16 protein-coding genes and 5 pseudogenes are annotated in these 24,365 nt (G+C 56.6%); 13 read left to right on the top strand and 8 right to left on the bottom strand.

Annotated elements, in window-relative coordinates:
* Positions 1 to 18: 18 nt before the first annotated feature.
* The 6 genes and pseudogenes from B4968_RS09870 to B4968_RS09845 all read right to left on the bottom strand — a co-directional run bounded on the left by B4968_RS09870 (position 19) and on the right by B4968_RS09845 (position 6,790).
* A pseudogene (locus B4968_RS09870) lies at positions 19 to 1,342 on the bottom strand (ABC transporter permease subunit).
* Positions 1,339 to 2,349 carry a branched-chain amino acid ABC transporter permease gene (locus B4968_RS09865; protein WP_083098613.1) on the bottom strand — a complete coding sequence of 337 codons (1,011 nt, stop codon included), beginning with the start codon at positions 2,347 to 2,349 and terminating at the stop codon, positions 1,339 to 1,341. The pseudogene B4968_RS09870 and the gene B4968_RS09865 overlap by 4 nt, the downstream one beginning before the upstream one ends.
* Before the next feature lie 3 nt (positions 2,350 to 2,352).
* A complete protein-coding gene (locus B4968_RS09860; protein ID WP_083098610.1) occupies positions 2,353 to 3,066 on the bottom strand; it encodes an ABC transporter ATP-binding protein in 714 nt (237 codons plus the stop codon).
* 107 nt (positions 3,067 to 3,173) lie between these two features.
* Positions 3,174 to 3,960, bottom strand: a pseudogene (locus tag B4968_RS25195) (ABC transporter ATP-binding protein).
* 99 nt (positions 3,961 to 4,059) lie between these two features.
* Positions 4,060 to 5,253 carry an ABC transporter substrate-binding protein gene (locus tag B4968_RS09850; protein WP_083098607.1) on the bottom strand — a complete coding sequence of 398 codons (1,194 nt, stop codon included), beginning with the start codon at positions 5,251 to 5,253 and terminating at the stop codon, positions 4,060 to 4,062.
* A 538-nt stretch (positions 5,254 to 5,791) separates the two neighbouring features.
* On the bottom strand, positions 5,792 to 6,790 hold the full coding sequence (locus B4968_RS09845) for a GlxA family transcriptional regulator (RefSeq protein WP_083098606.1): 999 nt from the start codon (positions 6,788 to 6,790) through the stop codon (positions 5,792 to 5,794).
* A 195-nt stretch (positions 6,791 to 6,985) separates the two neighbouring features.
* Here B4968_RS09845 and B4968_RS09840 point away from each other — a divergent pair, with 195 nt between their 5' ends.
* Positions 6,986 to 8,362 (top strand): class II 3-deoxy-7-phosphoheptulonate synthase, encoded by a 1,377-nt coding sequence (locus tag B4968_RS09840; RefSeq protein ID WP_083098604.1) that lies wholly within the window; start codon positions 6,986 to 6,988, stop codon positions 8,360 to 8,362.
* Positions 8,363 to 8,565: 203 nt separating this feature from the next.
* Here the strand turns inward: B4968_RS09840 and B4968_RS09835 are convergent, their stop codons facing one another.
* Positions 8,566 to 9,366 carry a PAS domain-containing protein gene (locus B4968_RS09835; RefSeq protein WP_083098602.1) on the bottom strand — a complete coding sequence of 267 codons (801 nt, stop codon included), beginning with the start codon at positions 9,364 to 9,366 and terminating at the stop codon, positions 8,566 to 8,568.
* A gap of 251 nt (positions 9,367 to 9,617) precedes the next feature.
* Between B4968_RS09835 and B4968_RS09830 the strand changes: the two genes are divergently transcribed.
* The 10 genes and pseudogenes from B4968_RS09830 to phoB all read left to right on the top strand — a co-directional run bounded on the left by B4968_RS09830 (position 9,618) and on the right by phoB (position 19,378).
* The gene (locus tag B4968_RS09830; protein WP_083098600.1) at positions 9,618 to 10,514 is read left to right on the top strand and encodes a YicC/YloC family endoribonuclease; all 897 of its coding nucleotides are present in this window, start codon (positions 9,618 to 9,620) and stop codon (positions 10,512 to 10,514) included.
* Between the two features lie 19 nt (positions 10,515 to 10,533).
* Complete coding sequence (gene gmk, locus B4968_RS09825; protein ID WP_083098674.1) at positions 10,534 to 11,175, top strand: guanylate kinase; 642 nt, start codon at positions 10,534 to 10,536, stop codon at positions 11,173 to 11,175.
* The gene (locus B4968_RS09820; RefSeq protein WP_083098598.1) at positions 11,172 to 11,693 is read left to right on the top strand and encodes a gamma carbonic anhydrase family protein; all 522 of its coding nucleotides are present in this window, start codon (positions 11,172 to 11,174) and stop codon (positions 11,691 to 11,693) included. The genes gmk and B4968_RS09820 overlap by 4 nt, the downstream gene beginning before the upstream one ends.
* A gap of 133 nt (positions 11,694 to 11,826) precedes the next feature.
* On the top strand, positions 11,827 to 12,873 hold the full coding sequence (locus tag B4968_RS09815; protein ID WP_083098596.1) for an ATP-binding protein: 1,047 nt from the start codon (positions 11,827 to 11,829) through the stop codon (positions 12,871 to 12,873).
* A gap of 277 nt (positions 12,874 to 13,150) precedes the next feature.
* Positions 13,151 to 14,206 (top strand): substrate-binding domain-containing protein, encoded by a 1,056-nt coding sequence (locus B4968_RS09810; RefSeq protein WP_083098594.1) that lies wholly within the window; start codon positions 13,151 to 13,153, stop codon positions 14,204 to 14,206.
* Between the two features lie 105 nt (positions 14,207 to 14,311).
* Positions 14,312 to 15,791 (top strand): annotated as a pseudogene (pstC, locus tag B4968_RS09805) (phosphate ABC transporter permease subunit PstC).
* Positions 15,791 to 17,143 carry a phosphate ABC transporter permease PstA gene (gene pstA / locus B4968_RS09800; RefSeq protein WP_083098593.1) on the top strand — a complete coding sequence of 451 codons (1,353 nt, stop codon included), beginning with the start codon at positions 15,791 to 15,793 and terminating at the stop codon, positions 17,141 to 17,143. Before pstC ends, pstA begins: the two are co-directional and overlap by 1 nt.
* A 14-nt stretch (positions 17,144 to 17,157) precedes the next feature.
* Positions 17,158 to 17,955, top strand: coding sequence for a phosphate ABC transporter ATP-binding protein PstB (pstB, locus tag B4968_RS09795; protein WP_083098591.1), 798 nt, complete (start codon positions 17,158 to 17,160; stop codon positions 17,953 to 17,955).
* A gap of 19 nt (positions 17,956 to 17,974) precedes the next feature.
* Complete coding sequence (phoU, locus tag B4968_RS09790) at positions 17,975 to 18,685, top strand: phosphate signaling complex protein PhoU (RefSeq protein ID WP_083098589.1); 711 nt, start codon at positions 17,975 to 17,977, stop codon at positions 18,683 to 18,685.
* Positions 18,686 to 18,688: 3 nt separating this feature from the next.
* A complete protein-coding gene (gene phoB, locus B4968_RS09785; RefSeq protein ID WP_083098587.1) occupies positions 18,689 to 19,378 on the top strand; it encodes a phosphate regulon transcriptional regulator PhoB in 690 nt (229 codons plus the stop codon).
* A gap of 76 nt (positions 19,379 to 19,454) precedes the next feature.
* Here the strand turns inward: phoB and B4968_RS09780 are convergent, their stop codons facing one another.
* Positions 19,455 to 20,369, bottom strand: a complete 915-nt coding sequence (locus tag B4968_RS09780; RefSeq protein WP_083098585.1) for a LysR family transcriptional regulator — start codon at positions 20,367 to 20,369, stop codon at positions 19,455 to 19,457.
* Between the two features lie 109 nt (positions 20,370 to 20,478).
* Here B4968_RS09780 and B4968_RS09775 point away from each other — a divergent pair.
* Together B4968_RS09775 and B4968_RS09770 are read left to right on the top strand one after the other, a co-directional pair.
* A pseudogene (locus tag B4968_RS09775) lies at positions 20,479 to 21,698 on the top strand (acyl-CoA dehydrogenase).
* A gap of 760 nt (positions 21,699 to 22,458) precedes the next feature.
* A pseudogene (locus B4968_RS09770) lies at positions 22,459 to 24,230 on the top strand (SulP family inorganic anion transporter).
* Positions 24,231 to 24,365: the final 135 nt, after the last annotated feature.

The following is a 24,365-nucleotide window of genomic DNA, read 5'->3' as shown; positions in this document are numbered from 1 at the left end:
GTGTTTGGCATGTCCGGACTATTTTTCCGGGATCAATCCGCGCGGACTGAACCGCAGAACCAGCAGCAGGATCAACCCCATGGTAAAGAGCCGCATATGGGCCGCATTCTCCATAAGGTGCAGCTTCAGGGCACTGTCTTCGCCCATACCAGAGGTCAGCAGCGTGATCAGCCCAGGCTCATGGGCTCGACCTTGATCCAGAGGAACCAGATCAGGATGCCGCCCAGCACAGAGCCAAAGTTATTGCCAGAGCCCCCGACCGATCACCATGACCCAGATCAGGAAGGTAAACCGCAGCGGATTATAGGTTCCCGGCGTCAACTGCCCGTCCAATGTGGTCATCATGGCACCGGCCAGGCCACAGATGGCAGAGCCCAGAACAAAGATCTGCAAATGCCGCTTGGTGACGTTTTTGCCCATGGCCTGTGCGGCCACCTCATTGTCGCGGATCGCCCGCATCATCCGCCCCCAGGGGCTTTTGAGCGCCATCTGCGCCATCCACAGCAGCGTAATCAACACCACAGCAAACAGTGCCGCATAGCCCAGTTTCACGTAGAGCGTAGAGGCAAGCACGGGATCCAAACCCAAGCCGGACGCGCGCTCGACAAAGCCGGGATCATTCTGCAAATCGACCTCAAAGGGCAGGGGACGCGGCAGGCCCACGACGTTTTTCACGCCGCGCGACAGCCAGTCCTCGTTCTTGAGGATAGCGATGATGATTTGCGGCAATGCCCAGCGTGGCAATCGCCAGATAGTCAGAGCGCAGCCCCAGTGCAGTCTTGCCAATCAACCAGGCGGCACCGGCAGCCAGAAGGCCTCCCACAGGCCAGGACAGCAGCACCGGCCAGCCTAGCCCACCGATATTGCCCGATATGGCTGGATTGATGGATTCAACCGCCTCAACCGCCGGGTCAAACAGCGCCCGATAGATAACAAAGCCAACCACAAGGATCGCAAGGGTGACCAGCGCGCGCAGGCGGCCCTTTGGCACCATACGGTTGGCCGCAACAGCCGAGACAACGGTCAAGGCCCCCATAACCATCGCCATCAGGATTGCGGGCCCACCCGCACTCCAGGCGCCGGGCGTCGGCGCTGTCGCGGTGAGAACAACGGCAAGGCCACCAAGAGCGGTAAAGCCCATGATGCCCACGTTGAACAACCCGGCAAAGCCCCACTGCAGGTTGACCCCCAGCGCCATGATGGCCGAAATCAGCCCCATATTGAGGATCACCAGCGAGGAGTTCCACGACCCGGAGAAAAAGCTCCAGTCCGTCAGGCCTTCAAGCAGGATCAGGACCCCCACTGCAACAAACATCAGGCTGTGTTTCATAGTGTCAGTCATACCGATTTCCCTTTGAAGAGCCCTGTTGGTTTGAACAGAAGGACAATGATCAGGATCGCAAAGGAGACCGCGAATTTGTAGTCCGTGCTGAGAACCTGCACCAGGCTGTCAGGCTGCAGGCCTTCCGGCATCAGGTAGCCCAGCACTTTTTTCCAGGCATAGGTGATTGTCACCTCAGAGAAGGCGATGATAAAGCCGCCGGCAATCGCCCCCTGCGGACTGCCCAGCCCGCCCACGATGGCGGAGGCAAAGATCGGCAACAGCAGCTGGAAATAGGTGAAGGGCTTGAAGCTCTTGTCGAGGCCATAAAGCACCCCGGCAATGGTCGCCAGTGTTGCCACGATCAGCCAGGTATACATCACCACCCGTTCGGGGTTGATCCCCGACAGCAGCGCCAGATCCTCATTGTCGGAATAGGCCCGCATGGATTTACCCGTGCGGGTTTTATTCAGGAACCAGAACAGGATAGCCACAACAATGATGGCGGTCACAACGGTGATGCCCTGGGTGGTTTTGATCGCCAGACCTTCACTGAGGCCGGTCATTTTCTTAAAGGCGCGGGCCTTGATGATAAAGCGCTCGCCATCGGTAAAGCGTTGATCGCCCGGCCCAATGATAAACCGCACCAGACCGTTCATCATGAACATCACACCAAGGGAGACCATGACAAAGACCACGGGTTTAGCCCTTTGCTCGCGGTAAAACCTGTAAACCGCGCGATCCGTGACAAGCACCAGCGCCATGGTTGCCAGGATACCAAAGGGCAGCGCCAACAGGGCGGTGGGCAGCGGGCCAAAGCCAATCCCCCAGTCCTGGAACAACCAGGTGACCAGGATGGTCATCATGGTGCCAAAGCCCATAGTGTCACCATGGGCAAAGTTGGAAAACCGCAGGATGATGTAGATCAGCGTCACCCCAAGGGCGCCAAGCGCCAGCTGGCTGCCATAGGCCACCGCCGGGATCATGACAAAGTTGGTAAGCGCCACAAGGGCGTTGAGGAAATCCATTGATCAGCCCCCCAAAAATGATTTGCGCACTTCGGGATCCGCCAAAAGCTCTTCTCCGGTGCCAGTATAGGCATTGCGCCCCTGCACCAGGACATAGCCTTTGTCTGCGATCTCAAGTGCTTGCTTGGCGTTCTGTTCCACCATCAGAATGGGCAGCCCGGTGCGGGCGACCTCAATAATGCGGTCAAACAGCTCGTCCATCACGATGGGCGAAACCCCCGCAGTGGGCTCGTCCAGCATCAGAACCTTCGGCTTGGTCATCAGCGCACGCCCCACGGCAACCTGCTGGCGTTGGCCGCCAGACAGCTCTCCGGCGGGCTGGCTACGTTTGTCGCGCAGGATCGGGAAGAGGTCATAGACTTGCTCCATGGTCTCGCGGATGTCATCGGTGCGGATAAAGGCGCCCATCTCCAGGTTCTCTTCCACCGTCATCGAGGTAAAGATATTGCTGGTTTGCGGCACAAACCCCATGCCCTTGATGACCCGGTCCTGCGGGCTGAGGCTGGTGATGTCTTCACCGCCCAGCCGCACGGAACCTGAACGCACATTCAGCATGCCAAAGACGGCCTTCATGGCGGTGGATTTTCCAGCCCCGTTGGGGCCTACGATCACGGCAATCTCACCGGGATTCACAGCGATGGTACAGTCATGCAGAATATCCGGCCCCTTGCCGTATCCTCCGGTCATGCTGTCGCCGATCAAAAAGGGTTCAGACATGCGCGCCTCCCTTATTCATTTTGCAAAAAATACCTCGGGGGAGCTGCGCAGCGGCGGGGGCAGAGCCCCTGAGTGTGGCAGACCCCCCATCGTCGTTGGGGCCTGCATCAGGTCTTCTCCAACTTGTCTTTATTCTTCAGACCAGTGCCCAAATAGGCCTCGATGACCTGCTCGTTGGCTTTTATCTCAGCCAAAGACCCCTCGGCCAGCTTTTTGCCCTCGGCCATGCAGATCACCGGATCACACAGGCGACCGATGAATTCCATGTCGTGCTCAATCACCACAAAGGTGTAGCCACGCTCCTCATTGAGGCGCTTGATGGCATCGGCAATGGTATAGAGCAGGGTGCGGTTCACACCGGCACCAACCTCGTCGAGAAAGACGATCTTGGCATCCCCCATCATGGTCCGGCCCAGTTCCAGCAGTTTTTTCTGCCCACCAGAGACTTCGCCTGCCCGCAAATCAGCGATATGGCTGATGGTCAGGAACTCAAGCACCTCATCGGCCTTGGCGCGGCAGGGCGCGTTCCTCCTCGGCGATCCGTTTGCGGCCAAACCAGGTGTTCCACAGGCTTTCACCCGACTGCTGGCCGGGAACCATCATCAGGTTCTCACGGCAGGTCATCGACGAAAACTCATGCGCGATCTGGAACGTGCGCAGCAAGCCTTTGTGAAACAACTCATGCGGCGCCAGGCCAGTGATATCTTCCCCATCCATGGTTACACGCCCGGATGTGGGTGGAAGAACGCCTGCGATCACATTGAAAAGAGTGGTTTTTCCCGCGCCGTTTGGCCCGATCAAACCGGTTATGGAGCCCTTGGCGATTTCAAGCGAAGCGCCGTCAACCGCGTGGAACCCGCCGAAGTGCTTGTGCAAGTCCTCGACGACGATCATATCATTTCATCCCCTGCCATTATTTTATGGCTTTCAAATTTGGAACAGCCCGGGCAAAACCCGGGCTGTTCGGTGCTAGATGGATCCTAAAGCGTGGGATCAGCGGAAACGCACAGTGGTGTTCATGCCGTCTTTGACTTCGATTTCACGATAAGAACCTGCGCTCTCACCTGGGCCAATCAGCTCAACGCCAGTGGCACCTTGATAATCAACGTCTTTACCCGCTTTGATCAGCTCCAGTGCTTTGCCGAGATCACCCGGGTTGATCACTTCACCAGGCGCGTTGGCCACATCCATGATCTTTGCGCCATAGGCGGCTGGATCGGTGGAGTTTGCCGCCTGCATGGCCAGCATGATCAGCGCCGCCGCATCATAGGATTCAGACGCATAGGCAGAGGTTCCGTCAAAGCCGAGCTCTTTTGCCTGGGCGGCAAAGATTTCAGCGCCTTTGCTGTCTGACCCGGCGATCTGACCGTAAGAGCCATCCAGGTCTGATCCGACGTTTTTGGGCAGGCTGTCACCGATCATGCCACCGGGCAGACCAAAGGTGTCAAACGCGCCAGAGTCGAGCGAGGACTGAATGATGCCAAGACCGCCCTGGTCGAGGTAGCCGGCAACAACCAGAATATCACCACCAGCAGAGGCCAATGAGGCAACTTCTGCAGAGTAGTCACCTTTGCCGTCCTCATGGGCCGCAACGATGGAGATTTTGCCGCCAACTTTTTCAAAAGACGTCTGGATGGCATCGGCAAGACCCTTGCCATAGTCGTTGTTGGTATAGGTCAGCGCGATTTCCTTGACGCCGCGCTCTTGCAGAACCATCGCCATGACTTCGCCTTCACGTGCATCTGACGGCGAGGTGCGGAAGAACAATCCGTTGTCTTCCATGGTGGTCAGGCCGGGCGAGGTGGCCGAAGGAGAAACCATGACCATGCCGTTTGGAATCGCCACGTTTTGCAGGATCGCGCCGGTCACACCGGAACAGTCACCACCGATGATACCGTTGACGCCTTCGGCGATCAGCTTTTCACCGTTTGCAACGGCGAGGCCATTATCGATGCAGCCTGTGTCGGCGCGGACCGGGGTCACCGTGGCGCTGTCGAGCAGCTTGCCGGATTTGGTGACCTCTTCCATCGCCATTTCAGCAGCAGCTGCCATCGCGGGGGTCAGGGATTCGATCGGGCCGGTATAGCCCAAGAGGATGCCAAGTTTTACTTCCTTGCCGTGGCCACCCGCGTAGGCGGTGCCAGCAGTCAGGGCGAGGGCCGCAGTGGCCATCATCAATTTTTTCATCGTTTATCTCCCAGTTTTTGGAACAAGCGTGTTCGTATAGAACCCTAGGCAAGGAGCTTTGAAAAGAAAAGTCCCTTCGCCCGGAACAGCATTCTGCAAACCGCCTGTTCTCGTTTTTGGACCAGCCCCTTTGGCCGGCCTGATGAGGCGGATGCTCTACAGGGTTCGGCGCTATAGGGAAAGCAGGCATTGGCGATTTTGTCGCACCCATGATTGGCCCGACGCGTTGGCCAAAATCAACAAGATCCGATTTCACATCCAGGATTGCCGAAAACGCATAGCGGCTACCCAGTAAAAGGGAGGCTCATCACATTGAAGCATAAAAGGAAAATCCACGTCACTGGAGTGATGACTGGATTGAGGCCGCGGGTCTCAAGCCATGCCTTTGCTCAAATCAGCAAGGTGCATGACGCGGCAGAAATAATTCGGGGATAGCTGCAAACGACCATTCGTATCAGGGCGAACAAGGCCTATTCTACCCAACAAAAGGCTGAGGCCAGCCGTTTAGGGGCGGTAACAGAATCACAAGGAGCCAGAATCACAGGGTGCCAGACTTGCTGCCGCGCTCCCTGTAGGGCGTGGTGTCATAGTGAGACCGGTAACATTTTGAGAAATGCGATGGCGACGCAAACCCGCAGGCCAGCGCCACATTGATCACGCTCATATCGGTTTGCATCAACAGATTGCGCGCCTTTTGCAGCCGAAGCTCCATATAGTAGCGTTTTGGACTGCGGTTCAGATAGCGGCGAAACAGGCGTTCCAGCTGACGAGTCGACATGCTGACGTCCTGCGCCAGAACCGAGGGGCTGATTGGCTCCTCGATATTGGCTTCCATCATCTGGACAACCATCGAAAGCTTTGGGTGGCGCACGCCAATACGGGTCGGAATGGACAGGCGCTGGGTGTCCTGATCGGTGCGGATCGAGGAGTAAATCAGCTGATCCGCGACAGAGTTCGCCAGATCCTCACCAAGATCATTGGCCAACAGTTTCAGCATCAAATCAATAGATGATGTGCCACCTGCGGTGGACAGCCTGTTGTTATCAATAACAAAAACAGATTTCGTCAGGGTCACATCTTCAAACTCTTCCGCAAAGCTATCGGTGTTTTCCCAGTGGATAGTCGCGCGTTTCCCATCCAAAAGCCCTGCTTTTGCCAGCACATAAGAGGCGGTACACAGACCGCCAATCACCACGCCTTTACGGGCCTCTCGGCGCAGCCAGGCGAGCAGCTTTTTACTGGTGGCGCTTTGCACATCTACACCGGAACACACCAGAATCGTGTCGTCGCGTTGCAATTCGCAAAGATCACCATCCACCGCAAAGGTCGTCCCAGCCGAGCAGGTTACGTTTTCACCCCCTTCGCCCAACAGGGTCCAGCTATAGATTTTGCGCCCGGCCATCCGGTTTGCGATCCGCAGGCATTCAATTGACGACGCAAAAGACAGCATCGAAAATCTATCCATCAAAACAAACACATACTGTTTGGGCTGGCCGACAGTTTTGCTCATTTCAGTCGGTTTGCTTTGCGCTTGCATGAGGCACATCCTTGGCTGGTTTTGAATGCACCGGGAGAAACTTGCGTGAAGTCAGCCCCGTGTGAGACAGAAAAACCGTGCTCATAGGTTTGTCGCAGGGTCAAGAGGGGGAAAATCAAAACTGGTCACAGTGGGTGCGGTTTTGTATAGATGGCTTCCGTTCTACTATTGAGACCTCTTAAGCGGAGAAAAGCTATGAGTGAGTGGCAAAAATCGACCTGGCGCAACAAACCCCGCGTTCAGATGCCCGACTATACTGATGCTGCGGCCCTCGGGACCGTTGAGGCACAGCTTTCAAACTATCCGCCGCTGGTCTTTGCCGGAGAAGCGCGGCGTTTGAAACAGCATCTGGCAGCCGCCGGACGCGGTGAAGCCTTTTTGTTGCAGGGCGGCGATTGCGCTGAAAGCTTTGAACAATTCAGTGCAGACGCCATTCGTGACACCTTTAAGGTGATGCTGCAGATGGCCATGGTTCTGACCTATGGCGCCAAGGTTCCCGTGATCAAGGTCGGCCGCATGGCTGGCCAGTTTGCTAAACCCCGCAGTGCGCCAACAGAGACCATCAACGGGGTCGAGCTGCCCAGCTATCGTGGCGATATCATCAATGATCTCGCCTTTACCGAATCCTCGCGCATTCCAGATCCCAGCCGGATGCTGCAGGCCTATACGCAGGCGGCGGCAACCCTGAACCTTTTGCGGGCTTTTTCAACCGGCGGCTATGCCGATGTGAACCAGGTCCACGCCTGGACCCTGGGCTTTACCGAAGGCGAGAAGGCGCAGACCTATCGTGAAATGGCCAATCGGATCACCGACACGCTGGACTTCATGAAGGCAGCCGGCGTTAATAACGACGCTTCGCATGCCCTTCAAACTGTTGAGTTTTATACCAGCCACGAAGGCTTGTTGCTGGAGTATGAAGAGGCCCTGACCCGCCTCGATTCGACCTCCGGGAAATGGCTGGCTGGCTCTGGCCACATGTTGTGGATCGGCGATCGCACCCGTCAGCCAGATGGTGCACATGTCGAATTCTGCCGCGGGGTTCTGAACCCGATAGGTATGAAATGCGGCCCCACCACCAGCGCTGATGATTTGAAAGTTCTGATGCAGCGTCTCAACCCGGAAAACGAAGAGGGGCGTTTGACGCTGATCGCGCGTTTTGGGGCTGGAAAAGTGGCAGAGCACCTGCCGCGTCTGGTCAAGGCGGTTGAAGAAGAAGGCGCCAAGGTGACTTGGGTGTGTGATCCGATGCATGGCAACACTGTCAAATCCTCCACGGGTTACAAAACCCGGCCGTTTGAAAGCGTGCTGCGCGAAGTGCAGGACTTCTTTGCGGTTCATACCGCCGAAGGCACCATCCCTGGCGGCGTGCACTTTGAGATGACCGGGCAGGATGTGACGGAATGCACCGGTGGTGTGCGCGACGTAACGGATGAAAATCTGAGCGATCGCTACCACACCGCCTGTGATCCGCGTCTCAATGCAAGCCAGTCTCTGGAACTGGCCTTTTTGGTCGCCGAAGAGCTGTCGTCGCTGCGCAGTGAACGTCAGGCCCGCACGGCAGAAGCCAGCTAAGACCGCGGAACACCGTGACTTAAAACCAACCCGCTCCCCGATTTTTTGGAGCGGGTTTTTTTGTGTCTCACGCTCCCCTGTGACACAGGGGATGAGAGCGGTTAAAAAAGGGAAACGCCCCGGGAATTCTTCCGCGGGGCGCTGGTAACTAGACTATGACCAAATAGACTAGAAACAGACTAAAATTGTCACTAACGGGGACGTTAATCGCGGCTGGAGACCAGACGCAAGTGTCCTGATTTTGCTTTACTTTTTGCATCATTACGCGCGGTATCACGGGCCGGTTTTGCTGATTTGCGTCCCGCCAGATCACGCGCTTCCTGCAAGATGGAGGTCTCAGTTTTCATACGAGACTGCAGTTGTGCAAAGGCAGGGTTTGGTGTGTTGACCTCTTCCGGGCTGCGCGGCTTGGCCTTGAACGCGGTATCATCCGCAGCTTTGCCAACGGCGCGCATTTCGATCGACGTGATGCCAAAGCGCTGCGAGGTCTTGGTTGGATTGCCCTCAGAGATAAAGACCCCAAGCGCCCGGCTCACATCGCCCAGATCGCTGCGCAGCGGCAGCAGCAACATGCGGGCGTCACGGCGGCCACGCATCCGCGATGGCTCTGTGTGCATTTCAATCTCAACAATGGCAGGAGTTTCAAACATATGCTCCAGCGCAGCACTCATCTGTTTGCGGGCATCCGGGGTAAAGAAGGCGGTGACAGGCATGCCACGCACTTCCATGCCTGCCATTTCATTGACCTTTTGGCCAGCGAGACGGAAACGGGCAATGCCGGGGGCGACGCGCTCAAGAATGAAAGTCTGAGACAGGATATTCTCAAGACCGCGCGGATCAATTTGCGACCGGTTTGGCACGTCATCACCGCGACGCAGTGCAGTCCAATAGGCCTCGGCCTGACGCATCGGCGATACCGGAACGGTGTTACGGAAATTAGTCATGGGAACCACCTTGTTGTGCCCCTTTTCCTGCTCTGAATTTTTGCTACCGCCAAAAAACATGTGCTTTTCCTTACGTTGTTCGGGCACTGGCCATCGAGTACGCAACACAATCTGTCGACTGCCTTATTTGTACCGTGTAGATGGTTACCTCACAGTTAACATGACACAATGTTATTCAAATTTGGACTAAAATTTAAAGCAATGGTTAACACCTTCGGATACACCCCTATCCTTTTGCGTCGTTCAGCCCTGCTGACGCGCCACTGGGAATGCTGCTTTAAGACGTCTGGAGGCCAGAAAGGGATGGTTTTATGAAAATTCGAAGCATGACGGGCTTTGCCTCGGGGCAGGGCTCACTTGGGGTGCATAGCTGGAGCTGGGAAATGCGCTCGGTCAACGCCAAGGGGCTTGATCTGCGTCTTAGGGTTCCGGACTGGCTGGAAGGGCTCGAGGCGCATCTGCGCCGGGCTATGGGGGCTAAACTTGCGCGGGGCAATGTGTCCTTAGGTCTGCGCATCAGCCGCGGCGAGGACAGCGCCGACACCCTCACGCTGAACAAGCCTTTGCTCAGCTCTGTGCTCAAGGCGCTGGCCGAAGCCGAAGCGCTTGCGCAGTCTGCAGGGGTTGATCTTTCTGTGACCTCCGGCGCGGATCTGCTGTCAATTCGGGGCGTGTTGGAGGCAACAGCCAGCGAGGATGATCCGGCACCTTTGGTTGCGGTGCTGCAAAAGGAATTCGAAAACCTTTTGTCACAATTCGTTCAAATGCGTGCAGCGGAAGGGGCAGCCCTAACACAAGTTTTGCAGGATCAGCTGGCAGAGGTGAGCCGTCTGACGCAATTGGCCGCAAAGCTGGCCGAAGCACGCAAACCTCTGGTGGCCGAGGCGCTGAGGGCCAATCTGGCCCGGGTTCTGGACAATGCCGACGGCGTAGACGCCAACCGCGTGGCGCTTGAGCTTGCGATGCTGGCGGTTAAATCTGATGTGACCGAGGAAATTGACCGGCTGGCGGCCCATGTGAGCGCCGCGCAGGAGCTGCTGGACAAGGGCGGCGCTGTCGGTCGCAAGATGGATTTCCTGATGCAGGAATTTAACCGTGAGGCCAATACCCTGTGTTCAAAGGCGCTGAACAGTGACTTGACCTCGGTTGGTCTAGAGTTGAAAGCAGTGATCGACCAAATGCGCGAACAGGTGCAGAATATTGAGTAACTCCAAAGGAGACGACATGATGGCAGATCGGCGTGGCCTATTGATCATCCTGTCCTCGCCATCCGGCGCGGGCAAATCCACTCTGGCAAAGCGCTTGCGCAGCTGGGACGACAGTATCAGCTTTTCGGTCTCTGCCACCACGCGCAACCCGCGTCCCGGAGAGCAGAACGGGCAAGACTATCATTTTGTCTCGGTCGAGGACTTTAAGACGGCCGTCACCGAAGGCGAGATGCTGGAACATGCCCATGTTTTCGGCAACTTCTACGGCTCCCCCAAGGGTCCGGTGCGCCAGGCCATCGAGAGCGGACAGGATGTGCTGTTTGATATTGACTGGCAGGGCGCGCAGCAAATCCGCAACTCGGAACTGGGCCAGCACACGCTGTCGATCTTTTTGTTGCCGCCTTCAATCACCGAGCTGCGCCGCCGTCTGGAAAGCCGTGGTCAGGACGATGCAGAAACCATCAAACGGCGGATGGAGAAAAGCTGGGACGAGATCAGCCACTGGGGCAGCTATGATCATGTGCTGATCAATGATGATCTGGACGCCACTGAGGAAGCCCTGAAAACCGTGATCACCGCCACGCGTCTGCGGCGCATTCAACAGCCCCGTCTGGTGGATCACGTGCGTGTCTTGCAAAGCGAATTTGAGGAAATGTCATGACAATATATGCCCTTGGTGCGCATCAGCCGCAGCTTCACATTGATACCTGGGTGGCCCCGGATGCCAATCTGATCGGGCAGGTGGTGCTTGAGGCCGGCGCCTCGGTCTGGTTCGGCTGCACCCTGCGTGCCGACCACGAAGAGATCCGCATCTGCGAAGGATCAAACGTGCAGGAAAATGTGGTCATGCACGTTGATGCGGGTTTTGCGCTGACCGTCGGCAAGAACTGCACCATTGGTCACAAGGTCATGCTGCACGGCTGCACCATTGGGGAAAACAGCCTCATTGGCATGGGGGCCACCGTGTTGAATGGGGCCAAGATCGGCAAAAACTGCCTGATTGGTGCCGGGGCTTTGATCACTGAAAACAAGGTCATCCCCGACAACTCTCTGGTGATGGGGGCGCCCGGCAAAGTGGTGCGTGAGGTCTCAGAGGCACAGGTGCAGGTTCTGACCCTCAGTGCGGTTCACTATCAGGAGAACATGCGCCGGTTTCGCGACGAGATGCGCGAGGTTTGAGCGCAGCAGCTCTGCCCAGAGGCCTTTTGCGCAGAGCTGCCAATACTGGAGGCACAGGGCGAAAGCGGGGCAAACTGCCACGTCACGTTTACATTCCCCTGCTAGGGCGTTTGGATCGCAATTGGAGAGTGGCATGCAACAAGAGATAATCGCTGGTTTTCTTGAAGCCATTCCATTGCCCTGCGTCCTGGTGGATCAGACCGAGCGGTTCATCGGAGCCAATACGGCAGGGCGCGCGCTGCTGGGACAACAGATCCCCGGGCGTCACTTTGCCACCATCCTGCGTCAGCCCGGCGTCATCGGCGCCATTGAAACATGCCTTGCGGATCGCAAAAGCCGCAATACCAGACATCTCTCCAATGATGGCGCGCAGGATACCACCTATGAGGCGACGCTGCGCTACATCGAAGGTATCGGAGCGGTTGAGGGAGGTGCGGTTCTGATCACCTTTTCCGATGTGACAGACCGGGAGCAGGCCAACCAGATGCGGCGTGATTTTGTCGCCAATGTCAGCCACGAGCTGCGCACGCCGCTGACGGCGCTGATGGGCTTTATCGAGACGCTGCGGGGGGCTGCGCGGGATGATCCGGCAGCGCGGGACAGGTTTTTGGCGATCATGGAGGCCGAGGCCAGCCGCATGAACCGGCTTGTGGGCGATCTGCTGTCGCTCAACCGGGTTGAGAGCAAAGAACGCATCCGCCCCACAGAAGAGCTGGACCTTGTGGCGCATCTTTGCTCGACCCTTAAAACCATGCAGCCGCTGGCCGAGGCGGGCGGCGTGACGCTCCTGTTTACGCCGCCCCATGATCCGGTGTTGATTACCGGCGACCCTGACCAACTGCTGCAGGTCTTTATAAATCTCGTAGAAAACGCCATTAAATACGGTGGTGACCGCGTTGAGGTGACTTTGGAGGTGCTGGAACGCGACCCCTCCCTGCGGGCGTCTGCCGCGCGGGTGCAGGTGATCGACAATGGCCCTGGCATTGACGCCATTCATTTGCCGCGTTTGACCGAGCGCTTTTATCGCGCCGACAATCACCGCTCGCGCGAGAAAGGCGGCACCGGGCTGGGGCTGGCCATCGTCAAGCATATCGTGAATCGTCACCGGGGCAGGTTCCGGGTGGAAAGCGAGCTGGGGCAGGGTGCGTGTTTTTCCGTCACCCTCCCACTGGCACAGTAGTGCCCTCGCTGCGCTGGTTTCACCTTTGCGCCAGGCCATGTTTGATCACTGGTATCTGACCGGGGGCATTAAAAATCAGGCGGCCGACCCAGGGAAACCCAGAAAAAATGAGCAAAGGTTAAGCCAGAGCCGGATTTTTGTGACATTTTTCGAGCTAATCGGTATCTTGTCATACAGCTGTTACACAGGTGTCACAAAAGCCTCATGCCAGCCTTTTAGGAGGGGCGCATGATCATCACAAAGATGGTCACACATTTTAAACCTCATGGAGACTCCAATGTCCTTTGTGAAACTGACCGCTTCTGCCCTGACCATCGCCGCCGCTACGGCGACTGCCGCTACAGCACGTGACCAGGTTCAAGTCGCGGGCTCCTCGACAGTTCTGCCCTACGCCTCCATCGTAGCCGAGGCCTTTGGCGAAAACTTTGACTTCCCAACGCCGGTTGTTGAATCGGGCGGCTCTTCGGCCGGTCTCAAACGGTTCTGCGAAGGTGTTGGCGAAAACACCATCGACGTGGCCAACGCCTCGCGCCGCATCAAGGCCAAAGAGCTCGCAGCCTGCGCCGATGCCGGCGTCACCGACATCATCGAAGTGCGCATTGGCTATGACGGTATCGTTTTTGCCAGCGACATCAAAGGCAATGCCTTTGAATTCACCCCAACCGACTGGTTCCTGGCCCTGTCCAACGAGATCATGGTTGATGGCAAAATGGTTGCCAACCCAAACAAAACCTGGGCCGATGTAAACCCTGCCTTCCCGGCGCAGGACATTCAGGCCTTTATTCCTGGCACCAAGCACGGCACCCGTGAAGTGTTTGAAGACAAAGTCATCCTGGCCGGCTGTGAAGCCACCGGCGCCTTTGAACACCTGCTGGCCCATGCCGAAGGTGACAGCGCCAAGGCGCAAAAGAAAGCCGCCGAGAAGGCCTGTATCTCGCTGCGTACCGATGGCGTCTCTGTCGACATCGATGGCGACTACACCGAGACCCTTGCCCGCATCGAGAGCAACAAGGACGGCATCGGCGTCTTTGGTCTGGCGTTTTATGAGAACAACACCGACAAGCTGCAGGTCGCAACCATGTCCGGTATCGTGCCCTCGACCGAGAGCATCGCAACTGGCGAATACCCTGTGTCGCGCCCGCTGTTCTTTTACGTCAAGAAAGCCCACATCGGTGTGATCCCCGGCCTGAAAGAATATGCTGAGTTCTTCATCGCTGACGAAGTTGCCGGTGCTGACGGCCCGCTTTCCGAATACGGCCTGGTTGCCGATCCTGAGTTGAACATGACCCAGGAAGCCGTTGCAAACGAAACCACAATGGGCGGCAATTCCTAAAGCCCTTTGAAAAAGACTTAAGGCTGGGGCGGCTCATTCGCCCCAGTCATGTTTCTGGACCAGATCCAGCGCCATCTTCCTGCTGCTGCTATACCGGAGCTCTTGATGCCAATATTCTGGCTTGTCGTCGTCTTGCTGGCGCTTACCGCGCTTGGCTTTTGGCTGGGGCGCCGCCGCGCCCTGATATCTGCGCAGGGCAACCCGCGCGATTTGCATTCTTTGCCAATATATTATGGGGCCAATGTCGCCATGAGCGTGGCCATTCCAGCCCTGCTCCCCCTGGTGATCTGGCTGCTGGCCCAGCCTATGGTGATTGAAAACCGGGTTGCAGCAACCCTGCCGCAGGAGTTGATCCCGGAAAACACCAGCATCGGCCTGGTGATGAGCGATGTGCGGCGCCTGGCTGAAGGTCTTGACGAGCTTGTTGCTCAGAACGTTATGACAAAAAAACAGTCGGCTACACTGGATAGTGAAACCAGTGATATCCGCGCCACGCTTGGCTCTGTTGGTGTTGCTCTTGGCTCTGAGGTGCGCCCTGAGGTGCTGCAGGCCGCGCAAAGCTATCGTAAACTGTCCAGTAGCGGATCAACGGCGATGACCGCGGTGACGCTGCTGCTGGCGCTGGTTGGGTTTGCTCTGGCCTTTCGCAATTCCCACAAAGAGTTTCGTGCGCGAAACGTTGTTGAGCGCGGCGTGCTGGCGTTGCTGGTGCTGGCGGCCTCGCTGGCGATCCTCACCACGCTGGGCATTGTCTTGTCCATGCTGTTTGAAACCGTGAACTTTTTTGGCCTGCACGCCTGGACTGACTTTTTCTTTGGCAGCACCTGGGCGCCAAACTTTCGCGGAGACAGTGAGCTGTCAATGTTGCCGCTGTTGTGGGGCACACTCTATATCTCTGCTATCGCGCTGATGGTGGCGGTTCCTGTTGGGCTGTTTGCAGCGATCTATCTGTCTGAAGTATGCAGGCTCCACGGTGCGCTCCTTTGCAAAGCCGCTGCTGGAAATCCTCGCGGGCATTCCGACGATCGTCTACGGCTTGTTCGCCTTGCTGACGGTAGGGCCTTTGTTGCTCAAACTGTTTGGTCAGGGCGAAGACGGGGTTTTTGGGCTCAACTGGATGAGCGGCGCGACCTCGGTTCTGACCGCGGGCGTCGTCATGGGGATCATGTTGATCCCATTTGTGTCCTCTCTGTCGGACGACATCATCAATGCCGTGCCACAATCCCTGCGGGATGGATCATTGGGCCTCGGTGCCACCAAATCCGAGACGGTGCGTCAGGTGGTTCTGCCGGCCGCGCTGCCCGGTATTGTCGGTGCAATCCTGCTGGCCGCATCGCGCGCGATTGGTGAGACCATGATTGTGGTTATGGGGGCAGGTGCCATCGCCAAGTTCTCGGCCAACCCCTTTGAATCCATGACAACAATCACCACGCGTGTTGTTAGTCAGCTGACCGGCGATACCGACTTTGCCAGCCCCGAAACACTGGTCGCCTTTGCCCTCGGCCTGTCCCTCTTTGTCCTCACTTTGGGGCTTAACGTCCTGGCGCTATATATCGTGCGCAAATACCGGGAGCAGTACGACTAATGACCGATCTCAGCTCATCCCCGACCCAACCTGCAGCGCCTGAGAACTCGCTTCTCACCCTTAACAAGCGCACAAAGGCACGAAACGCCGCTGAAAGACGCTTTAAGGCCTATGGTATCGCCGCCATCTCCGTTGGTCTGATCATGTTGCTGGTGCTGGTCACCACAATCGTGAGCCGCGGGACCGGCGCGTTCCAACAGACGTTTGTCACCCTGAATGTTGAGCTTTTGGAGAGCAAGCTGGACAAGTCAGGTCAGCGAAATATCGAGGATATTAAAAAGGTTACAACCTTTGGTTACGCGCCAATTGTCAAAAGCGCTATGAAAGAGACCGTTAACGGCCTGGGCCTGCAAACGGGTCTGAAGTCCAAAGAGCTGGCCGGGCTATTGTCCAAGAGCGCCGTCGCACAGCTGCGCGCCTTTGTTCTCGCCAACCCCGAGCAGATTGGCAAAACGGTCGAATTTCGCTTTTTGGCGCAAAGCCGGGTTGATGGCTATCTCAAAGGCAGAGTCACGCGGGAAAGCATTGAAAACGATAAGAACATATCGCCAGAACAGCTGGATCTGGTAGATGCGCTGGTCGCCGCCGGGGTTATCGAAAAATCGTTCAATCTGGACTTTATCCTCGGCTCCGACGCCTCTGACCAACGCCCCGAGGCCGCCGGCATGGGGGTGTCCATGATGGGGTCCCTTTTCATGATGCTGGTGGTTCTGGCCCTGGCGCTGCCGATCGGTGTCGCCGCCTCAATCTATCTTGAGGAATTTGCACCAAAGAACTGGATGACCGATGTTATCGAGGTGAATATCGCCAATCTCGCGGCTGTGCCGTCGATTGTCTATGGCATCCTGGGGCTGGCGGTCTTTATCAACTATAGGCACCTGCCGATGTCGGCGCCGCTGGTTGGTGGCCTGGTGCTGACCCTGATGACCCTGCCGACGATTATCATCTCGACCCGTGCCTCGCTCAAGGCGGTGCCACCATCGATCCGCGATGCCGCACTGGGGGTTGGTGCCTCAAAGATGCAGTCGGTTTTCCACCATGTTCTGCCTCTGGCCGCGCCTGGCAATCTGACCGGGACGATTATTGGTCTGGCTCAGGCGCTGGGGGAAACCGCGCCGCTGCTGCTGATCGGGATGGTTGGCTTCATTGCTTCAAACGCACCGGAAACCCTGTCCGAAGGCCTGCTGTCGCCAAACTCTGCAATGCCTGCTCAGATCTACGAATGGGCCAAACGGGCCGACCCGGCGTTTTATGAGCGCGCCTGGGGCGGTATCATCATCCTTTTGCTCTTTCTTGTAACCATGAATACGGTGGCTGTGATCCTGCGCCGCCGCTTTGAACGCCGCTGGTAGCTGGAGGTGAGGATATGAACACCATGAATATGATGGATAAAGCCTTGAACACAACGACAACCAAAATCGCCGCGCGCAACGTCAATGTCTACTATGGTGACAGCCATGCCATTAAAGACGTGAACGTAGAGATCGACGCAAATACCGTCACGGCCTTTATCGGCCCGTCGGGCTGCGGGAAGTCAACTTTCCTGCGTTGGATCAATAGGATGAACGACACAATTGATATTTGTCGCGTCACAGGGGATATCCTTTTGGACGGTGAAGACATCTATGACAAACGTGTCGATCCGGTGCAGCTGCGCGCCCAGGCGGGGCTGGTCTTTCAAAAGCCAAACCCCTTTCCGAAATCCATTTATGACAACGTCTCTTATGGCCCCCGGATCCACGGACTGGCCCGTAACAAGGCGGAAATGAATGAGATTGTTGAGAAATCCCTGCGTCGTGCTGCGATCTGGGACGAGGTAAAAGACCGGCTTGACGCGCCCGGCACCGGGCTTTCGGGTGGACAACAGCAGCGTTTGTGCATTGCGCGTGCCATCGCGACCGAGCCAGAAGTCCTGCTGATGGATGAGCCTTGCTCGGCGCTTGACCCCATAGCGACTGCCCAGGTCGAAGAGCTGATCGACGAGCTGCGCGCCAGCTTTTCCGTGGTTATCGTGACCCATTCGATGCAGCAGGCCGCGCGGGTCAGCCAGAAAACTGCCTTTTTCCACCTGGGAAATCTGGTTGAATTCGGCCCCACCGGACAGATCTTTACCAATCCCGAAGATCCCCGCACCGAGAGCTATATTACCGGCCGTATCGGCTAGTCCCACAGAGGCAATTACCATGGGAGAACAACATATTGCCTCCGCCTTTGATCGGGATCTCGAAACCATCCAGGCCCATATCATGAAGATGGGTGGTTTGGTTGAGGCTGCGATCATTGACTCAGCGCGCGCACTGGAAACCCGCGATGAAGAGCTGGCCCAACAGGTCCGGGGCCGCGACAAGGCGATCGATGCTCTGGAAGAGCTGATCAACGAAGAGGCCGCCCGCGTCATCGCCATCCGGGCTCCCGCCGCGATAGATTTGCGTCTTGTTCTGTCGGTGATGAAGATTGCCGGCAACCTGGAACGCATTGCCGACTATGCAAAAAACATTGCCAAGCGTACAGGCGTGCTGATCCAGGGGCAGGACAATTCTGACAGTGCCGCCGCGCTGCGGCGCATGGCGCGCGAGGTGGAGCTGATGCTCAAGGACGCCTTGGATTCCTACATTCAGCGCGATGTTGAGCTTGCAGAAGATGTCATCGCCCGCGACCGTGAAGTGTATCAGATGTACAATGCGCTGTTTCGCGAATTCCTCACCCATATGATGGAAGATCCGCGCAACATAACCCCTTGTATGCATTTACATTTCATCGCCAAAAATATCGAACGCATGGGCGATCACGTCACCTCGATCTCGGAAGAGCTGATCTATCTGGTGACCGGATACCGCCCCGAGGACGAGCGCCCCAAGGCCGACACCACATCCACTGTGCCGCAGGAGGTTTGATCAATGACTGCCGATCAGCCAACCGTTCTGATCATCGAAGATGAATTGGCGCAACGCGAGGTCCTGACCTATAATCTTGAGGCCGATGGGTTTCGCGTCATCACCGCAGAGAACGGCGAAGAGGGCCTGCTGCGGGTCGATGAAGACATGCCCGATATCATCGTGCTCGACTGGATGATGCCCAATCTGAGTGGCATCGAGGTCTGCCGTCGGCTTAAAACCCGCACGGAGACGCGCAATATTCCGATCATCATGCTCTCTGCGCGCTCGGAAGAGGTCGACAAGGTGCTCGGCCTGGAAACCGGCGCCGATGATTATGTGGTGAAACCCTATTCGGTGATCGAGCTGATGGCGCGTGTGCGCACGCAGCTGCGCCGGGTACGCCCCTCGACCGTCGGGGTGCGTCTCGAATTTGACGATATCGTGCTGGACGCGGAAACGCATAAGGTCAGCCGGTCTGAAAATGCCCTGAAACTGGGGCCGACCGAGTTTCGCCTCCTGTCCACCTTTATGGAAAAGCCGGGCAGGGTCTGGAGCCGTGAGCAGCTTTTGGACCGGGTCTGGGGGCGCGATATCTACGTTGATACCCGCACGGTTGATGTCCATATTGGGCGCCTGCGCAAGGCGCTGACCCAGTTTGGTGGCGCCGATCCTGTCCGCACGGTACGCGGTGCTGGCTACGCCTTGGGATGATATAGAAATAGGTCCCGATTGAGCCGCGACTGAGCGGCAACTGGGGCCTGTTTTTCTATTTTGTCGTTTTTTTCCGTCACCTTGGCAGAGGATCTTCAGGCTGCGCCTTACCTTCCAGCCAGTGGCGGAATTTCTGCAAAGCCGGATCCTTTGATTTTGTCTTTGGCCAGACCAGATAGTATGCGCCCGTGGCCTCGGTGGCTTGCGGGCGCAAGGCAATCAATCGGCCGGTCGCCACATCCTGCTCGACCAGATAGTCCGGCATCAAAGCGACGCCAAGCCCGTGGAGGGCGGCCTGGGTAATTGTTGCGAATTGGTCATACATGGTCCCCCCAAGGTCATCTGACGACACCGCAACGCCTTGCAGCTCAAACCAATCCCGCCAGGCCTCAGGCCGGGTTTGAATATGCAACAGGGGCAACTTCTGGATGTCACTGGGGGTGCTTATGCCAGCTGCTGTCGCCAGTTGCGGCGCACAGACCGGCAAAAGTTGCTCATGCTTTAGCAAAAGCGCCTCTGTTCCCGGCCATTCCGCAGTGCCAAAATGTAATGCTGCATCAAAGGGTTCACTGCCAAAACTAAAAGGTTGCAGCCGGGTGCTCATATTGATGGTCACATCCGGATGCTGTCGCGCAAACTCTGGCAGACGTGGCATCAGCCACCGCATACCAAAGGCCGGCAAGATCGCCAGATTCAAAGTGCCCGCCAGCGGGGCGGACTGCACCCGTACGGTCGCCTGCGTGATCTGGTTCAGGGCCTGACGGACCTGTTGTGCGTAGATCTCGGCCTCTGGCGACAGGTGCAACTTTTTGCGATCCCGCTGCACCAAAGAGATTCCCAATTGCGTTTCAAGCGTTTGGAGCTGTCGGCTAACAGCCCCTTGCGTAAGGCATAACTCTTCGGCTGCGGCCGAAGCACTTCCAAGGCGGTCAAGCGCTTCAAGAGCGCGGAGGGCGGAAATGGAGGGGAGGAATCGTCGTGGCAGCTGCATCTATGCGATATGCTCATACTTCGGGGCCAAAGTCTCGCTGTTTTTCCGACAGATCCCTTGTTAAGGTTTCAGCAATAGACGCCACAAACCTTTGCTGAGGGTAAAACTCATGACCGAAACTCCAAAACTCCGCGCCAAAGATGCGCCTGACCTGGGACGCTTTACCTGGGAAGATCCGCTGCGCATGGATGACCAGCTCAGCGAAGATGAGCGTATGATCGCCGCCTCCGCGCGCGCCTATGCGCAGGAAAAGCTGCAGCCGCGTGTCACTGCGGCCTATGAAAACGAGGAAACCGATCCGGCAATCTTTCGCGAAATGGGGGACATGGGTCTGCTTGGCACCACCATCCCCGAGGAATATGGTGGATTGGGTGGCAGCTATGTGTCCTACGGTCTGGTTGCACGTGAGGTAGAGCGCGTAGACAGCGGATATCGCTCCATGATGTCGGTGCAAAGCTCTCTGGTTATGTACCCGATCTATGCCTATGGCAGTGAAGAGCAACGCAAGAAATACCTGCCGAAACTGGCCTCGGGTGAGTGGATCGGCTGTTTTGGTCTGACCGAGCCCGATGCGGGATCTGATCCTGCGGGCATGAAGACACGCGCCGTAAAGACCGCCACAGGGTATAAGATCACCGGCTCAAAAATGTGGATCTCAAATGCGCCGATCGCGGATGTCTTTGTTGTCTGGGCCAAATCAGAAGAGCACGGCGGCAAGATCCGTGGTTTTGTGCTGGAAAAGGGCATGACAGGCCTGTCTGCGCCAAAGATTAAAAACAAAGCCTCGCTGCGCGCCTCTATTACGGGTGAGATCGTAATGGACAACGTTGAGGTTGGTGACGACGCATTGCTGCCGCATGTTCAGGGCTTGAAGGGTCCCTTTGGCTGTCTGAACCGGGCGCGCATGGCATTAGCTGGGGCGCCATGGGGGCCGCTGAGGCCTGCTGGCATGCCGCACGCCAATATGGCCTTGATCGGCATCAGTTTGGCCGCCCGCTGGCCAACACTCAGCTGTTCCAGTTGAAGCTCGCAAATATGCAGACCGAAATCACTCTGGGTTTGCAGGCTAGCCTGCGGGTCGGGCGCTTGATGGACGAAGCCAATGCGGCGCCTGAAATGATTTCGATTGTCAAACGCAACAACTGTGGCAAGGCGCTGGAGATTGCGCGTCACGCCCGCGATATGCATGGCGGAAACGGTATCAGCCTGGAATTCAACGTCATCCGTCATATGGTCAACCTGGAGACGGTCAATACCTACGAGGGCACACATGACGTTCATGCGCTGATCCTTGGGCGTGCCCAGACCGGTTTGCAGGCGTTTTTCTAAACGAAATCGCGGCCAAATCACGGATTTGTAGAAATTTGCCAAAATTATCAGGCGGAGGGGCGTTTCACACCCTTCGCCTTTTTTCATGCCCATGCGTCGCTTTTCGCAAATCCAATTTGTGTTTTTGCAAGATGGGAATGAAGCCCTCGCATACGGGAAGGCGCACAAAGGAAAATGCGCTATATTTTCCGGCCTCTAAGCCCTTTCGGATCCCAAAGTCTTAAAAGGTCTAGTCACGCTCTTGCAGCAAGGTCGCGGCCAAGTTTGCGCGCTGACATCCATAGCTAGCCCATATAATAGCAGCGGGCATTCCACCTGAGATCTGCCTTCCCTCGATTTTCAAATGTGCCGGAAAGGTTAAGAGGGCGAGTTATCGCCTGCAGAAACGCACCGAAAATTCCGTGCAATCGCTGCCTGCATTGCAAATAGCCAAAGCCTGAAAAAGGAGTGGGAATTTCAGCGTGTCCTGCATAAATGCAGGCCTGTGGGAAAACCCTCACGCCGCACCGCCAGCACAATGCAATTATGCAAGATGAATTTTGCGCAGTTGCGCGCCAAAAACTGCAAAGCCGAACCAATACTCAGCCCGAGCGGAGCGGCATTTTTGCACCTTTACAGTATGTTAACGTAATTTTTCGCAGTGGGGAAGCGAAATGTGAAATAGTTCTTGCGGTAGGGGGTTACGCTCCTTGAGAACGACATATATAGAATAATGAATGTGTTGGTTGATCAGCACAGCTTTCCGTGAGAGTGACGACTGATGAGTGATCCCGCGACAAACAATTCAAAAGCCAGTCCCAATTGGGCGAAAATCTTGCCGATCCTCAATTGGGGCGCTCAGTACGACCGCCAGGATCTGCAGGGCGACCTCACAGCGGCTTTGATCGTGACGATCATGTTGATCCCACAATCTCTTGCTTACGTTCTGGCCGGTCTGCCACCAGAAGTGGGGCTTTATGCCTCTATCTTGCCTTTGGTCGCCTATGCGATTTTTGGAAGCTCCCGCGTTCTGGCGGTCGGCCCCGTGGCAGTGGTCTCATTGATGTCCGCCTCTGCATTGGCGCCATTGGGCCTGGAGACAACAGCGGATTATGTCGCAGCCTCTGCCGTGCTGGCCCTGTTGTCTGGCGGCATGCTTTTGGTCATGGGGGCGCTTAAACCTGGGTTTGTCGCCAATTTGTTGTCGCATCCAGTGATCGCAGGTTTCATCACCGCGTCAGGACTGCTGATTGCCGCAAGCCAGGCAAAACACATTTTGGGCGTCTCAGCTGAGGGCCATAACCTTCCGGAAATATTGATTTCTCTGGGGCAGGGGATCCAGCACACCAACCCCCTAACCTTGCTGCTGGGTGGCGGGGTTCTGGCCTTTTTGTTCTGGCTTCGCCTGGGGTTGTCCGACATGTTGCAAAATCGGTTTGGCCTGACAAACAGCTCGCGAGCACCCTTGTGCGCGTCGGGCCCGTCTTTGCAATCGTCGGAACCATTTTGATTTCCTGGGGCTTTGACCTTCAAATGCAAGGCGTCGCTGTGGTTGGGCAGGTGCCCACGGGGCTGCCGCCGCTGGGGCTGCCAAATATTGACACCACGCTTGTCGCAGCTTTGATCGGGCCCGCGGCCCTGATCACCATCATTGGCTACGTCGAAAGCGTTTCTGTCGCCCAAACCCTGGCTGCCAAGAGACGCCAAAAAATTGATCCCAATCAAGAGCTCACCGCTCTTGGCGCTGCAAATATCGCGTCAGGGCTGTCTGGCGGCTATGCGGTGACCGGTGGATTTGCCAGATCCGTGGTGAATTTTGATGCAGGCGCGCGAACTCCAGCCGCTGGGGCGCTTACAGCTATAGGGCTAACAGTTGCTGCTATCTATCTGACACCTCTCTTGTATTTCCTTCCAACGGCAACCCTGTCCGCGACAATCATTGTCGCAGTGCTGTCCCTTGTTGATCTCTCGATCCTAAAGCGGGCCTGGACCTATTCCCATGCCGATTTCGCGGCCGTCTTGGTGACGATCTTGTTGACGCTTTTGGTTGGGGTAGAAACCGGCGTAGGCGCCGGGGTTGCGACCTCTATCGTGCTGTTTTTGTGGAAAGCCTCACGTCCGCATGTCGCGGAGGTCGGGCAGGTGCCCGGGAGCGAGCATTGCAGAAATATTGACCGCCACGATGTGCTGACAGACCCACGGGTGGTGACACTTAGAATTGACGAAAGCCTCTATTTTGCAAATGCCCGGCGCATGGAGGACCTGATACTCGATCGTGTTCATGCTGGTGAACGGCGAATTTCCCATGTCATATTGATGTGTTCGGCGGTGAACGAAGTCGACCTGAGCGCGCTGGAGTCACTGGAGGCGATCAATCACCAACTGCATGATCTTGGCGTGACCTTGCATCTGTCGGAAGTGAAGGGACCCGTTATGGACCGTTTGAAACGCAGCGCCTTTCTTGAAGAGTTGACTGGCGAAGTGTTCCTGTCTCAGAACGCAGCATTTCATCATGTGCTTGGTCTCTTGCCGCCAGTTGATGAGATTAAGTAGATCCCAGGATACGGGAGTTGCTCGCAACACCTTGTGATTACGTCACAAACCGAGGCGCAGGGCAATTTGTTCCAGTCAGCATTGGCGTGGGTGACATCACGGCTTTGTGTGAGCGATATCTGAACTGCGACTCTT

The organism is Pseudophaeobacter leonis (assembly GCF_002087335.1).
Taxonomy (GTDB): domain Bacteria; phylum Pseudomonadota; class Alphaproteobacteria; order Rhodobacterales; family Rhodobacteraceae; genus Pseudophaeobacter; species Pseudophaeobacter leonis.
This window is presented reverse-complemented; position numbering and strand designations above follow the sequence as displayed.

What these genes read in the sequence shown, in the direction of transcription:
- B4968_RS09835 (WP_083098602.1), bottom strand. Translation starts at nt 9,366, where the DNA reads ATGTTTTTTGGCGGTAGCAAAAATTCAGAGCAGGAAAAGGGGCACAAC.
- B4968_RS09830 (WP_083098600.1), top strand. Translation starts at nt 9,618, where the DNA reads ATGAAAATTCGAAGCATGACGGGCTTTGCCTCGGGGCAGGGCTCACTT.
- B4968_RS09840 (WP_083098604.1), top strand. Translation starts at nt 6,986, where the DNA reads ATGAGTGAGTGGCAAAAATCGACCTGGCGCAACAAACCCCGCGTTCAG.
- phoB (WP_083098587.1), top strand. Translation starts at nt 18,689, where the DNA reads ATGACTGCCGATCAGCCAACCGTTCTGATCATCGAAGATGAATTGGCG.
- B4968_RS09810 (WP_083098594.1), top strand. Translation starts at nt 13,151, where the DNA reads ATGTCCTTTGTGAAACTGACCGCTTCTGCCCTGACCATCGCCGCCGCT.
- B4968_RS09815 (WP_083098596.1), top strand. Translation starts at nt 11,827, where the DNA reads ATGCAACAAGAGATAATCGCTGGTTTTCTTGAAGCCATTCCATTGCCC.
- pstB (WP_083098591.1), top strand. Translation starts at nt 17,158, where the DNA reads ATGAACACCATGAATATGATGGATAAAGCCTTGAACACAACGACAACC.
- B4968_RS09780 (WP_083098585.1), bottom strand. Translation starts at nt 20,369, where the DNA reads ATGCAGCTGCCACGACGATTCCTCCCCTCCATTTCCGCCCTCCGCGCT.
- B4968_RS09860 (WP_083098610.1), bottom strand. Translation starts at nt 3,066, where the DNA reads ATGTCTGAACCCTTTTTGATCGGCGACAGCATGACCGGAGGATACGGC.
- B4968_RS09865 (WP_083098613.1), bottom strand. Translation starts at nt 2,349, where the DNA reads ATGGATTTCCTCAACGCCCTTGTGGCGCTTACCAACTTTGTCATGATC.
- pstA (WP_083098593.1), top strand. Translation starts at nt 15,791, where the DNA reads ATGACCGATCTCAGCTCATCCCCGACCCAACCTGCAGCGCCTGAGAAC.
- B4968_RS09820 (WP_083098598.1), top strand. Translation starts at nt 11,172, where the DNA reads ATGACAATATATGCCCTTGGTGCGCATCAGCCGCAGCTTCACATTGAT.
- B4968_RS09850 (WP_083098607.1), bottom strand. Translation starts at nt 5,253, where the DNA reads ATGAAAAAATTGATGATGGCCACTGCGGCCCTCGCCCTGACTGCTGGC.
- B4968_RS09845 (WP_083098606.1), bottom strand. Translation starts at nt 6,790, where the DNA reads ATGCAAGCGCAAAGCAAACCGACTGAAATGAGCAAAACTGTCGGCCAG.
- gmk (WP_083098674.1), top strand. Translation starts at nt 10,534, where the DNA reads ATGGCAGATCGGCGTGGCCTATTGATCATCCTGTCCTCGCCATCCGGC.
- phoU (WP_083098589.1), top strand. Translation starts at nt 17,975, where the DNA reads ATGGGAGAACAACATATTGCCTCCGCCTTTGATCGGGATCTCGAAACC.